This is a genomic window from Bacillus sp. FSL P4-0334, assembly GCF_038004825.1.
GTDB lineage: Bacteria > Bacillota > Bacilli > Bacillales > Bacillaceae > Bacillus > Bacillus velezensis.
In genome coordinates this window covers 1,363,913-1,377,368 of the sequence record NZ_JBBORX010000001.1, presented here as the reverse complement: position 1 = coordinate 1,377,368, position 13,456 = coordinate 1,363,913, and the positions used below count along the sequence as shown (strand labels likewise).

Here is a 13,456-nt window from a genome sequence, read left to right as displayed (position 1 = left end):
CTTTCATCAGTTTATACTACCACGCAGTTTTGCTGAAACAAAGCGCATTGCCTGCGGGGACAGTATCCTCAAAGTAACTATTAGACTTCAAAGTGCGTACTTCTCAACATGCGGGGCACTCTATAGAATGAAAATACATAAAAAAGAGGAGTGGATATAAAGTGGAATTACAGCTGGCATTAGACTTAGTGAATATCCCGGAAGCAATTGAACTTGTGAAAGAGGTCGAACCATATATAGATGTTGTAGAAATCGGCACTCCCGTTGTCATTAATGAAGGACTGAAAGCCGTGCAGGAAATGAAAACAGCCTTTCCTCACTTGAAAGTGCTTGCCGATCTTAAAATCATGGATGCAGGCGGTTACGAGATTATGAAAGCGGCAGAAGCGGGAGCCGACATCATCACCGTTTTAGGAGCGACAGACGACTCAACAATCAAAGGGGCGGTTGCCGAAGCAAAAAAACAGCAGAAAAAAATTCTCGTCGACATGATTAACGTAAAAAACCTTGAAACACGGGCAAAAGAAATTGACCAGCTCGGTGTTGATTATATTTGTGTTCACACAGGTTATGATCTTCAAGCAGAAGGAAAAAATTCATTCGAGGAACTGACGGCGATTAAAAAAGCGGTCAAGAGCGCTAAAACCGCAATTGCCGGAGGCATTAAACTTGATACGCTTCCTGAAGCCATCAAACAAAACCCAGATTTAATCATTGTCGGCGGAGGCATTACGGGAGCTGACAATAAAGCGGATGCTGCTGCTAAAATGAAACAGCTGATCACACAAGGATCATGAAAACGACTGAATACTTACATGAAATACTAAATGAAATATCCCGCACCGCAGCATTAATATCCGACAGTGAAGCTGACAAGCTTGCGGATCAGATTTTATCGGCAGATCAAATCTTCACGTCCGGAGCGGGACGTTCCGGCTTTATGGCTAAAGCGTTCGCCATGAGGATGATGCACATCGGTCTGAACGCTTACATCGTCGGTGAGACGCTTACCCCTCCCCTCCAAGAAGGCGGTCTCGTCATCATCGGCTCAGGCTCAGGCGAAACAAAAAGTCTGCTTCATACGGCTGAAAAAGCCAAAAGCCTTAACGGCATCATCACTGCATTAACGATTAACCCCGACTCAAGTCTCGGCAAACTTGCGGATCTTACAATAACGATTCCCGGCTCTCCTAAGGAAGAGACCGGCGGAGACAGAAAGACGATTCAGCCGATGGGTTCTTTATTCGAACAAACTCTTCTGCTATTTTACGATGCGGTTATTCTAAAAATCATGGAGAAAAAAGAATTGAATTCAGCAGACATGTTTACAAAGCATGCGAATCTGGAATGATTTGCTGACGGCCTTCTTATCAGATGGCCGTCTTTTTATCGTCTTGTTGCGCACGGTCATGCAGACCAAGGTTTTCGGGTCGGACACTCGCAGACGAAGATATCCTGCCGGTGAGCTTATCGCTATAATAAGTCAATTGACGATACACCCGCAACCGTTCATTTCTGAATAGGGAAACAGCAAAAAACACTTTCTGATCGAATTTTTAATGAATAAAGTTGATTTGTGCGGATGGTTTTACAGATATTCAGCTGAATTGCGGCTGAGAAATATATTTTAACAGCTTTACAGCCGGCCGATTCTGCTTTATTCTTGGACCAGCTTTACAGCAATTAAAACTGGAGGTGATTGATACTCTTGAAAACATTAAAAGCACTGCTGCTTGTTCTTATCATCATTGCCGGAGCAGTCGCGGCCCTGATCAAGGGTGATCTTTTCTCAGATAACGAGCAGACCGTTCAGAAGAGTGATTACGACAAAGTAATCTTATTTCCGTCCGATCGATATCCGGAAACAGCAAAGCATATTAAGGACGCGATAAAAGAAGGACATTCCAGCATATGCACCATTGACAGAGACGGAGTACATAAGCGGCGTGAGCAATCTCTTAAACATGTGCCCGTCAAAACGGGATACGATAGGGATGAATGGCCGATGGCGGTTTGTAAACAGGGCGGAAACAACGCCTCCGTAGAATATATTTCTCCGGCAGACAACCGCGGAGCCGGCTCATGGGTCGGACACCAGCTTACCAATGATCCCGACGGAACAAGAGTATTATTTAAAATTAAGTAAAAAACAGGAGGAACAGCGCATTGATTAAATCATGGAAACCGCAAGAACTGGCCATTTCTTATCATCAATTTACAATCTTCCAAAAAGATTCAGAACCGCCTGTTATCGATTGGACCGATGAAGCCATTGAAAAAGGATATGCGGAAGCTGACGGAGCTGTTTCATTTGAGGCAAGGAGAAATACGAGGGCATTTATCGTTCTCAGGCTTAACACAAGTGAACCGGTACCATCCTATGAGAAAAAAGCGACTGTTCCCTTTGAGGCTGTAAAAGATGGAATTGAGATTGAAAGCGTGATGTCCAAGCGGCTTTTCTTTCATATTCCGAAAGGCCGATACAGCCTTACCTGTTATTCAGTGCCTGCCGAAATATCCGATCTTCATGCGGATACGTATATTATTGATGCAGCCGCAATGTAAAAGAAATCCCTGAGAGAATCATATTTCTCTCAGGGAACTTTTATAAACTTTTACCGTTTGTTTCAATTACATTCTGGTACCAATAAAAACTTTTTTTCCTGATCCGTTTCAAATCCTTTTCATCTTCTTCATCTCGATTGATATAGACAAAACCGTAGCGTTTTTGATAGCCGTTCAGCCAGCTTAACAGATCCGTGAATGACCAGCTGCAGTAGCCGATGAGATGAACTCCGTCACTAATGGCCTCTCTGCACTGTTCAAGATGGGAGCGTAAATAGTCAATTCTGTAGTCATCCTGAATTGAGCCGTCTTCTTCTATTTTATCGAATTCCCCCAGCCCGTTTTCTGTTATAAAAACCGGCAGCTCATAGCGGCTCGTTATACGCCGGAGGCCGATGCGCAGACCTATCGGGTCAATCGTCCAATCCCAATTACTCGTCACGAGGTTAGGATTCTTTTTCGTTTTAAACAGCCCCGGTATACCGGTATCCTGGTTTGTCCCTTTCTGACCAGTCGTGTTCATTTTCCCCTCCGATACACCATCAAGAGGATTTCTTTCGTACGTAATCGTCTGATAATAATTAACACCGATAAAATCCGGCTTGCCTTTTGCAAGCAATTCCATATCCCCGGCTTCAATGGCGGGCGCCCAGCCCTTTTCCTTTAAATAATTGAAAGGAATTTGCGGATAAGTCCCCCGGCAATACATATCAAGCCACCAATGATTCATAAATTCCTCTGCGTTTTCAAATGCAGTTATGTCTTCAGGATGACTTGTAAGCGGATAAGCCGGTGAATAAGCGAAGCTCGGGCCGATCATGCCGCCTGGAACATATTGTCTGAAGGATTCAATCGCTTTGGCATTAGCTAAAAATGCGATATGATTCGCTTCATAAAATCGTTTTCTGTCCTTTACGCCGGGCGGATGTGCAGCTGTAATAAACCCGTTATGAAAATTATAATTCTGCTCGTTTAACGTGACCCAGTATTTCACCTTGCCGGCAAATCTTTTGTATAACGCAATGCAGTAATCATTAAAATCATCAATAATTTTTCTTGATTCAAAGCCGCCGTATTCATCCATCAGCGCCTGAGGCAAGTCCCAATGATAAAGAGTCAGCACCGGCTCAATATCGTTAGAAATCAATTCATCGATCAGGTCTTCGTAAAATGCGATCCCTGATTCGTTGATCTCCCCTCTGCCATTCGGAAAAATTCTCGGCCAGCTGACAGAAAAGCGGTAAGCTTTCAAACCCATTTCTGCCATCAAGGCGATATCTTCTTTATAACGCTCATAATGGCCGACTGCTGTATCGCCATTTGAGCCTTTAAACGTTTTACCCGGTATTTTCGTGAATAAGTCCCATACTGAAGGTCCTTTACCGTCTTTATTCCAGGCTCCTTCAACCTGATAGGCAGCCGAGGCTGACCCCCATAGAAATGTATCAGGGAACAGGCCCTGTTTTTTATGTATCATGTGTCTCATCCTCCTGATGCGTATGATATTGATATCATACGTTATGAAACGCGTTTCAGAGCAATCCCGATAAAAACAAAAAAGCATCCGGCTTGCCGGATGCTTAAGAATGATGATGCTGCTTTTCCAATTTATGAGGCGGAGGCTTCGGGACAAACCCATTTTGTTTCATCATGTTAAAGCGCCTGTCCATATGCTGTTTAATATGTTCTGCTTTTTCTTTCGGCAGGACCCCGTACTCAACATATTTGGATATAACATGTTTTCGTTTTTCGAGCACTTCTTTTTCAAGTGATTCAATTTCTTTTTTCTGCTGTTCCGTGAGTGACATTGTTGAAGGCATTTTTGTTCCGGCGGCGTGTGCCGGCATTGTGAAAACCATTGCTGTAATGAAAAACGCAGCTAAAGACAATGCAGCTTTTTTCATGACTCTTTCCTCCTTTAACGTTTGTTATATGTTGCTCCCTCATCCATTTTTTATGCAAAAAAAGAGCGAAATTATTCGCTCTTTTCAATCGATTCGTCCGGCAGCGCGTATGTGACATACGTTCCTGCTACAAAATCGTGGATTGACCGTTTGTCTTCTCTCATTCCGACCATGAATGCGCTCACGATCACGCCGATTCCAAACGTCACGCCATATATCAGGCCGCCCACAAGCACTCTCAAAATCATAGTGAGAAAGCCTACCTGAGTGCCGTCCTTTTTGACGATGCGGATACCGCAGATCTTTTTGCCGATAACATAACCGTTCCAGTATACAGGGAGCAAAATAGCATAAAGAGTCAAAATGATGCTGATCATTGTGCTCTCATTCGGATCTTTTCCTGTTGCCAGCATAAAAATAATCGCCAAAGGCACTGAAGTAATTAAATAGTCGAGTACCACGGCTCCCAATCTGATCCAAAATCCCGCCGGTCTGTAAATATTCATCGTGTTTCTCCTCGCTATGGCTTTAAAATCACTTTAATGTTGCCATCTTCTTTTTTGTCAAATATATCATATGCAGCAGGAGCTTCCGCAAGACTCATTTTGTGTGTAATGATATCCGTCGGATCAATTTCATTTTGTTCGATCATTTGATACAGCATCGGCATCAGATGAATAACGGGTGCCTGGCCCATTTTCAAAGAAACGTTGCGTGTGAAAAAATCACCGAGCGGGAAGCCGTCCGCTTCAGAAATGTATGCGCCCGTGAGCTGCACGGTTCCGAACTTCTTAACGGCTTCTGATGCTGTAAGAATCGGACTGATCGTTCCGAACTGATTCGGTTTTTGCTCTGCTTTTTCTTTTGAAAGCGGCGTGCCGTCCATTCCGACACAATCAATCACTACATCCGCGCCCCCTGACGTATGTTCATGCAGCAGTTTCCCGATCTCATCATGTTCTGAAAAATTGAAGGTCTCTGCTCCGTTTATGCGTCTCGCATGTTCAAGGCGGTGCGGGACTTGATCAACTGCGATAACCCGTTTAGCTCCTTTTTTCCACGCGAATTTTTGCGCCATTAAACCGATCGGACCTGATCCCAGAATAACGACTGTATCTCCTTTTTTCACTCCGCTGTGCTGGACGCTCCAAAAGGCGGTCGGCATGACATCTGACAGAAGCAGCACCTGCTCATCTTCAAGCTCACTGTCTGCCGGAACCAGAAAAGAAGAGAAATCAGCATAAGGAACACGTAAATATTCAGCCTGCCCGCCGGGATAATTACCGTTAAACTCCGAAAAACCGAATAAGCCGCCGGCATCTGTATGAGGATTTGGATTAGATTCATCACACTGGCTTTCCATCTGGTGCTTGCAATAATGACATTCTCCGCAGCCGATGTTAAAAGGAATCACGACCCGGTCGCCTTTTTTCAGCTTTTTGACTTGACTGCCCGTTTCTTCAACGATTCCCATCGGCTCATGCCCGACGATATAACCCGGATCGGCGGGTATTCCGTTTTTATATAAATGAAGGTCTGAACCGCATATCCCGGTTGCGGTGATTCGAACGATGACATCTCTCTCATCTTGAATGGCGGGTGCCGGGACTTCTTTCACTTCCATATGTTCTTTTCCTTGGTATGTCAGTGCTTTCACACTTGGTCAGCTCCTTTTTCATCACTCCTTCCCTTTTCACCTGCTTCTAAACTTGGCCGGTATGTTATTCGGCCCGCTGAATATCCCATTGAAAAGGATCTTCAAGCTGCGACCAATCGGAATCGAACTCAGACGGCGTGAGCAGGCACTGATCCAATTCCTTTGTAATGGCTGCTTCATCTAAATCTGTTCCGATAAACACCAGGTTCGTATGACGGTCTCCGAATTGGTCGTCCCAATCTTCCAGAATCTCCGGTTCCTGCTGTTTGATTTGCTCCTGCTCAAGTTTCGGCATTGCCGCCACCCAATAAGAAACAGGCTCAATCGAAACCGCCGGACCCGCCTGAGACATCAGCAGCGCAAGACTGTTGCGGGTTGCACACCAAGCAATTCCTTTTGCGCGCACAATGCTGTCAGGCATTGATTGATGCAGCCAGCTGTCAAAACGAGCGGTATGAAACGGCAGACGCCGCGAGTACACAAACGAAGTGATACCGTACTCTTCCGTTTCGGGAGTGTGCGCTTCATGACCTGCCGTCAGCTCCTTTATCCATCCTGCTGATGAACTCGCTTCCTCAAACTCAAATAAACCGGTATTCAATATGTATTCGGCGGGCACTTCTCCGCGGACGGACCGGATCAGTCTGGCACGGGGCTGTAATGCGCGAAGAACCGTTTCCAGCTGTTCAAGCTCTTTTTCGCCGACCATGTCGCATTTATTTAAAATGAGCACATCACAAAACTCGATTTGGTCAATTAATAAATCGGCAATCACCCGTTCATCCTCTTCTCCCGCCGCTTCCTTCCGGTCAAGAAGGCTGTCACCGGACTGGAAATCATGCCAGAAGCGGTTTGCATCCACCACGGTCACCATTGTGTCCAGCCTGCAGAATGTTGTCAGATCAATGCCCATTTCTTCATCTATATAAGAAAATGTCTGGGCAACGGGAATCGGTTCGCTGATCCCGGTTGATTCAATCACTATATAATCAAATCTGCCGTCTTTCGCGAGTTTCTCAACTTCGACTAATAAATCTTCACGCAGCGTGCAGCAGATACAGCCGTTGGATAATTCTACGAGTTTCTCATCCGTCCTTGACAAGCCGCCTCCCTGCTTCACCAAGCCCGCGTCTATATTTACTTCGCTCATGTCATTGACGATGACGGCAATTTTTAAACCGTTGCGGTTTTGTAAAATATGATTCAAAACGGTCGTCTTTCCGGCACCAAGATAGCCGCTCAATACTGTAACCGGAATTTTTTTCATAAAATAGCCTCCTGACAAAATAGAATGATTACGATTTACACCCCGCACCTGCCTTATTATCATGATGTACATTGTTTTAAATCGTAATGGTTACTATTTATTCTGATATATTCTCCGTTTAAAATCAAGTGAAAAATAATCAATCATAAAAAAGACACGCTGTCATACGTGTCTTCCGCCCAAACTTAAACATCCGCAGGACTGTTTTCAGTGCCATAGCTTTTTCTCCAAAAATAGCCTGCGGCCAGAACAAGCACAAATGCGAGCAATGCGATACATGAGAAAGAGATAAAACCGATTGCATACGTTCCCGTCATCTGCTTCAATGACCCTAAAATATTCGGAAGGAAAAAACCCCCTATGCCGCCGGCTGCTCCGACGATTCCCGTCACCATTCCGATTTCTTTTGCAAAGTGCTGAGGGACAAGCTGAAATACCGCTCCGTTGCCCATACCGAGCGCCATCATTCCGATAAACAGCAGAACGATCACCGTTGAAAGCGGAGGCAGGCTGCTGACTCCCGCCATACACAGAGCCGCGATGACAAACAGTACAGCCAGAACTTTCGCACCTCCCGCCCGATCTGAAAACCAGCCTCCTGCAGGGCGAAAAAAACTGCCCGCTGCGACACATATTGTGACGAAATCACCGGCATGGATTTTTGACAATTGATATTGATCAACGAAAAAAATCGCCAAAAAACTTGATAATCCCACAAAACCTCCGAAAGTGACGCCGTACAGAAGACAGAAACACCATGTTTCCTTCTGCCTGAACACGTGAAGGTAGTTTTTAAGCGGCTGCGGTGCGGGCTGTGCAGGAGAGTCCTTCGCCATGACGATAAACAGTATAAAAACGATCATCAACGGAAGAAGCGCAATCCCCATTACACTGTGCCACCCAAACTGTTCCGCAAGGCGGGGGCCGAACAATGTCGCAAACAAAGTGCCGCTGTTGCCGGCACCTGCTATCCCCATCGCAAGCCCCTGCAAGTGAGGCGGATACCACCGGCTCGCCATCGGAAGCGCAACAGCAAAACTTGCGCCCGCTACGCCCAGCAGAATGCCGATCGCATACAGCTCAGTCAAAGAACGGCCGCCGAATGCCCCCCAAAGCAGCGGGATCATCGTGATCAGCATCCCGATCACGGCTGTTTTCTTCGGCCCGATCCTGTCCGTTAACACACCTAAAATGATCCGAAACACAGATCCTGATAAGATCGGCAGAGCCACGACAAACCCTTTTTCAAAAGAAGATAACCCGAAATCCTGAGAAATATAAACGCCGAGCGCCCCCAGCATTACCCAAATCATAAAACTCACATCAAAATATAAGAAGGAACAGAGCAGAGTGAGCGGATGACCGCTTGTTTTTAATTCCGACAGCTTCATAACATTCTCCTTTCCGGTCTTCTATCATTTCAAATTGCTGAATCAAGAATATATGACCGGCATTCACCGGAAAAGACATGTGTAAGATAATGCGACACATTTAATGCGTTAATCAGGCAATGTGCCATAATTTCTCATAGAGAAGCAATCTTACAGGCAGCTGCAAAGGAGGTTTGGCGAATGAAGAAACAACGATTAATTGCAGCAGGGAACGGAATGGCCGGAATCCGCTGTATTGAACACATTTTAAAGATGAACCGTGACATGTTTGAGATTGACATTTTCGGAAGCGAACCTCATCCCAATTACAATCGCATTCTCTTATCCTCCGTTTTACAAGGTGAGGTTTCGCTTGATGACATTACGCTGAATAGCCGCGAATGGTACGAAAAAAACGGAATTACGCTTTACACAGGAGAAACGGTTGTACACATTGATACAGAACGGCAGGTTGTCACAACGGATCGGAAGCGCAGCATGACTTACGATCAAATCATCCTTGCAACGGGCTCCTCTCCTTATATTCTCCCCATACCCGGAGCAGATAAAGAAGGTGTGTACGGCTTTCGGACAATAGAAGACTGCCAATCCCTTATCAATGCGGCCGGCCGGTATCAAAAGGCGGCGGTCATCGGCGCCGGTTTATTAGGTCTTGAAGCGGCCGTCGGCTTACGGCAGCTCGGCATGGACGTCAGCGTCATTCACCACTCTTCCGCCATTATGCAAAAACAGCTTGATCAAACGGCATCCCGCCTGCTGCAGAAAGAGCTGGAACGAAAAGGCTTAGTCTTTCTTTTAGAGAAAGACACGGCATCCATTACAGGGAACTCACGGGCGGAAGGCATCCGTTTCAAAGACGGTTCTTCCATAGAAGCAGACCTGATTGTCATGGCCGCCGGTGTGAGGCCCAATATCCGATTGGCTGCATCTGCCGGACTTTCAGTGAACCGAGGAATCATCGTCAATCAATTCATGCAGACGAACAAACCGAATGTGTATGCCGTCGGTGAATGCGCGGAGCATGACGGGATTGTATACGGATTGGCGGCGCCGCTTTATGAACAGGGAAAAGTGCTCGCGCAGCATCTATGCGGCGTCCCGTGCGAAGGGTTTCAAGGCTTTGCACAATCTGCAGCCTTAAAAATAGCCGGTATTGATGTATGGTCGGCAGGAAAGGTGCACGAGGATGAGCACACAGCCGGCATATTGTTCCATGATGAGCATGCAGGCATCTACAAAAAAGCGCTCTTTGAGGACGATAAACCGGCCGGCTTTATTTTATTCGGGGACACGCGCGGTAAACAGCGGCTTCTCGACAGTCTTGTGAAGCAAAGAGATATTTCCATCGTGAAAAAACAGCTCATGGAACCGGATCAGGGCGGTATATCCTTTGAATCCATGCCTCCCCATGAAACCATTTGCCAATGCAGCTCAGTGACCAAGGGCTCCATTGAAGAAGCGGTGAACAAATATGGCTTAAAAACCGCGGAGGAAGTGAAGCACATGACAAAAGCGTCCGGATCTTGCGGAGGATGCAGGCCGCTCGTTGAAGACTTGCTGAAGTATATGGCAAGCGATGATTACACAAAACCCTCCCGCCAGCCTTCGTTTTGCGGCTGCACCGATTTGACAGAAGAAGAAGTCATCGCCGAACTTCGGCGCCGTCCGTTCACTGATGCCGCCGAGGTGATGGAAGTGATCGGCTGGAAAACAGAAAACGGCTGCCGCATTTGTATTCCGGCGCTTCACTATTACTTGGAAAGGACGCGGCCTGATTTTATGCAGTTCAATGATATATCGGCAGAAGAGACATGCACCCTGATTCCGCAAATGTACGGCGGACTGACAAGTGCGGCAGAGCTCAAAAACATCGCAGACGTCATCGAAGCATACGGCATCCCTGGGGTTTCGATGACTGACAGTCACCGGCTGAGGCTTTCCGGAATAAGACCAAATGACCTTGCAAGCATCAGAAAAGCACTGAACATGCCGGTTTTCTCCCCCCGGCACCGCTGGACGATGCAAATCAAAGCATGTACGTGCGGACAGCATCGCTCCTTTCAAGAGCTGGCAAGCAGGATTGAACGAGATACCGACACGCTTGCCGTACCCGCTTATGTATCCGTCAGCTTGTCATGTGAAAACAATTGCACCGATGCTTACATTCAGGATATCGGCGCGCTTCAGACACAAACTTGCTGGGAGATTTATATCGGGGGCGTCCGCGGAAAACAAGCCCGCGCCGGCAGCCTTTTTTGTGTGACGGATAACGAAGACAGTACCGCCGCTATGATGAAAGGCCTTATTCAATATTATCGCGAAACAGCTCACTACAACGAAGCGATTTATCAATGGGTTGACAGACTCGGCCTCGTCCATATCAGAGAAATGCTGTTTGAAGAAGATATGCGGACACAGCTTCTGAAAAATCTCTGTTCAGACATATCCCTGCTGCAAAACCTGTCTGCCGGGAAAACGCCATACGAAAGGATGAAGCTTTTTGACTGAACCGATGCTCCGTTATTTCCGTGACAAACTGCAAGATGTCCAATCGGAAAAAACATATGAGACGCAATGCCCGTTCTGCAGCATGCAATGCAAAATGCAGCTTACGGAACAAACCTTCGCGGCACGGAAGAAATACACTGCAATCGGCATTGATAATCCGACGACACATGGCCGTTTATGTACAAAAGGCATGAATGCCCATCAGCATGCCGTGCACTCTTCCCGCATTACACGCCCCCTGCTTAAAAAAAACGGTGAATTTGTGCCTGTCTCTTGGGCTGAAGCACTGAATCGCATTAAGGAACAAATCAATCTGATCCAAACCGAACACGGCAATGATGCGATGGCCGTCTATGGGAGCGCCTCAATTACAAATGAAGAAGCCTATCTGCTTGGAAAGTTCGCACGGGTCGGCTTACAGACGAAATACATCGATTACAACGGGCGGCTCTGTATGTCTGCCGCAGCAACGGCGGCCGGCCAGACATTCGGCGCGGACAGGGGCCTGACGAATCCATTATCGGACATTCCGCATACACGTGTCATCATCCTGGCAGGCACCAATATCGCCGAATGCCAGCCGACGATCATGCCGTATTTTGATAAAGCGAAAGAAAACGGGGCTTACATTATCGCCATTGATCCCCGGGAAACGGCGACGACCAAAATAGCCGATCTTCACCTGAAAATCAAGCCCGGTACAGACGCCGCCTTGGCAAACGGACTCGTCAAAATCTGCATTGACGAACAGCTTACAGACAAAGACTTTATCCGCACACGAACAAACGGATTCGATAAGCTCAAACGGCATACCGACGCTTTGGATCTGAAAGAGATCTCCGAGCAGACAAGTGTTCCTTTGGAGCATATACGAAAGGCCGCCGTGAAGTTTGCCAAGGAAACATCCGGCATGCTGTTTACAGCGCGGGGGATCGAACAGCAGACTGACGGTACCGCGACAGTGAAAGCTTTCTTAAATATAGTGCTGATCACGGGAAAAATCGGCAAGCCCTTCTCAGGTTACGGGGCGATTACCGGTCAAGGCAACGGACAAGGCGCGAGAGAACACGGCCAAAAAGCGGATCAGCTTCCGGGCTACCGTTCTATCGAAATTGAAGAACACCGGGCGCATATTACGAAGGTGTGGGGGATTCATCAGGATGAGCTGCCGCGAAAAGGCGTCTCAGCCTATGAAATGATAGAAAAAATAGATAGCGGCGACATCAAAGGACTGTTTCTCATGTGTTCCAATCCGGCTGTTTCCGGCCCAAATGCGAATTTCGTCAAGCAGGCAATCAAGAAACTGAGATTTTTTGTCGCAGTTGACTTATTTATTTCTGAGACCGCGGCATTCGCGGATGTGATTTTACCCGCCTCCTCTTATTTGGAAGACGAAGGCACGATGACAAATGTAGAAGGCCGCGTGACATTAAGAGAAGCGAGCCGCACCTGCCCCGGAGAAGCGAAACATGATTGGCAGATCATCTGTGACATTGCCTCCGCTCTTGGTAAAGGGCATTATTTTTCCTATACGTCGGCGGAGGAAATCTTTAACGAACTGAGAGAAGCGAGCCGCGGCGGAATCGCTGATTACGCAGGCATCACCTATGACAGGCTCAGGCGGGAAGGCGGCATTCAGTGGCCATGTCCTGAAGCGGATCACCCCGGAACCGGGCGATTGTTTGAGCACTCATTTGCCCATCCCGATCACAGAGCTGAATTAAGCGTGATTCCAAATGAACCGGCCGTCCCGAAAGAGAAACCGAGCGCCGGCTATCCGCTTTATTTAACCACAGGAAGGGTGATGTCTCATTACTTAACGGGTGTCCAAACGAGAAAAAGCTCCGCCCTGGCTGCAAGACATTTCGAATCCTTTGTGGAAATCCATCCAAAAACGGCGGCCGACTATCATATCGAAGACCGTGTTCTCGTGAAAGTAGAATCCCCCCGGGGCAGCATCACGGTCCGGAGCAGATGGTCGGAGAAAGTACGAAAAGACACGTTGTTTGTTCCCATCCATTGGTCTGACACGCAAAACGTCAACGACTTAATTGGTGAAGCCTTGGATCCGGACTGTAAAATGCCCGGTTTTAAGATGTGTGCGGTACGAATCAGCCCTATATAATTTTTCATAAAATTTTTAGATTTTTTAGTATTTTTTGTT

The 13,456-nt window shown here is 47.0% G+C and carries 12 protein-coding genes; 6 read left to right on the top strand and 6 right to left on the bottom strand.

What is annotated here, in order from left to right; all coding sequences use genetic code 11:
- Nucleotides 1-161: 161 nt before the first annotated feature.
- The 4 genes from hxlA to comJ all read left to right on the top strand — a co-directional run bounded on the left by hxlA (nt 162) and on the right by comJ (nt 2,565).
- Nucleotides 162-797 carry a 3-hexulose-6-phosphate synthase gene (hxlA, locus tag NSQ37_RS07115; RefSeq protein ID WP_015239130.1) on the top strand — a complete coding sequence of 212 codons (636 nt, stop codon included), beginning with the start codon at nt 162-164 and terminating at the stop codon, nt 795-797.
- Nucleotides 794-1,351, top strand: a complete 558-nt coding sequence (hxlB, locus tag NSQ37_RS07110) for a 6-phospho-3-hexuloisomerase (RefSeq protein ID WP_007409354.1) — start codon at nt 794-796, stop codon at nt 1,349-1,351. The genes hxlA and hxlB overlap by 4 nt, the downstream gene beginning before the upstream one ends.
- Before the next feature lie 357 nt (nt 1,352-1,708).
- The gene (locus NSQ37_RS07105; RefSeq protein WP_003156588.1) at nt 1,709-2,146 is read left to right on the top strand and encodes a NucA/NucB deoxyribonuclease domain-containing protein; all 438 of its coding nucleotides are present in this window, start codon (nt 1,709-1,711) and stop codon (nt 2,144-2,146) included.
- Between the two features lie 20 nt (nt 2,147-2,166).
- Complete coding sequence (gene comJ / locus NSQ37_RS07100) at nt 2,167-2,565, top strand: competence protein ComJ (protein WP_007609299.1); 399 nt, start codon at nt 2,167-2,169, stop codon at nt 2,563-2,565.
- A 40-nt stretch (nt 2,566-2,605) separates the two neighbouring features.
- Here the strand turns inward: comJ and NSQ37_RS07095 are convergent, their stop codons facing one another.
- The 6 genes from NSQ37_RS07095 to NSQ37_RS07070 all read right to left on the bottom strand — a co-directional run bounded on the left by NSQ37_RS07095 (nt 2,606) and on the right by NSQ37_RS07070 (nt 8,784).
- A complete protein-coding gene (locus tag NSQ37_RS07095; protein ID WP_025284208.1) occupies nt 2,606-4,042 on the bottom strand; it encodes a glycoside hydrolase family 1 protein in 1,437 nt (478 codons plus the stop codon).
- A 103-nt stretch (nt 4,043-4,145) separates the two neighbouring features.
- Nucleotides 4,146-4,469, bottom strand: a complete 324-nt coding sequence (locus NSQ37_RS07090; RefSeq protein ID WP_085341719.1) for a YckD family protein — start codon at nt 4,467-4,469, stop codon at nt 4,146-4,148.
- Nucleotides 4,470-4,540: 71 nt separating this feature from the next.
- On the bottom strand, nt 4,541-4,975 hold the full coding sequence (locus tag NSQ37_RS07085; RefSeq protein WP_012116767.1) for an RDD family protein: 435 nt from the start codon (nt 4,973-4,975) through the stop codon (nt 4,541-4,543).
- Nucleotides 4,976-4,989: 14 nt separating this feature from the next.
- Nucleotides 4,990-6,126 carry a zinc-dependent alcohol dehydrogenase gene (locus tag NSQ37_RS07080; RefSeq protein WP_025284207.1) on the bottom strand — a complete coding sequence of 379 codons (1,137 nt, stop codon included), beginning with the start codon at nt 6,124-6,126 and terminating at the stop codon, nt 4,990-4,992.
- A 64-nt stretch (nt 6,127-6,190) separates the two neighbouring features.
- Complete coding sequence (locus tag NSQ37_RS07075) at nt 6,191-7,393, bottom strand: GTP-binding protein (RefSeq protein WP_085341718.1); 1,203 nt, start codon at nt 7,391-7,393, stop codon at nt 6,191-6,193.
- Between the two features lie 185 nt (nt 7,394-7,578).
- On the bottom strand, nt 7,579-8,784 hold the full coding sequence (locus NSQ37_RS07070; RefSeq protein WP_085341717.1) for an MFS transporter: 1,206 nt from the start codon (nt 8,782-8,784) through the stop codon (nt 7,579-7,581).
- Between the two features lie 180 nt (nt 8,785-8,964).
- On the opposite strand from NSQ37_RS07070, the gene nirB reads away from it, so the two are divergent.
- Both nirB and nasC read left to right on the top strand, forming a co-directional pair.
- Complete coding sequence (nirB, locus tag NSQ37_RS07065; RefSeq protein ID WP_326364945.1) at nt 8,965-11,292, top strand: nitrite reductase large subunit NirB; 2,328 nt, start codon at nt 8,965-8,967, stop codon at nt 11,290-11,292.
- Nucleotides 11,285-13,417: an assimilatory nitrate reductase catalytic subunit NasC gene (gene nasC, locus NSQ37_RS07060; RefSeq protein ID WP_326364946.1), complete on the top strand. Its 2,133-nt coding sequence runs from the start codon at nt 11,285-11,287 to the stop codon at nt 13,415-13,417. The genes nirB and nasC overlap by 8 nt, the downstream gene beginning before the upstream one ends.
- Nucleotides 13,418-13,456 lie beyond the last annotated feature (39 nt).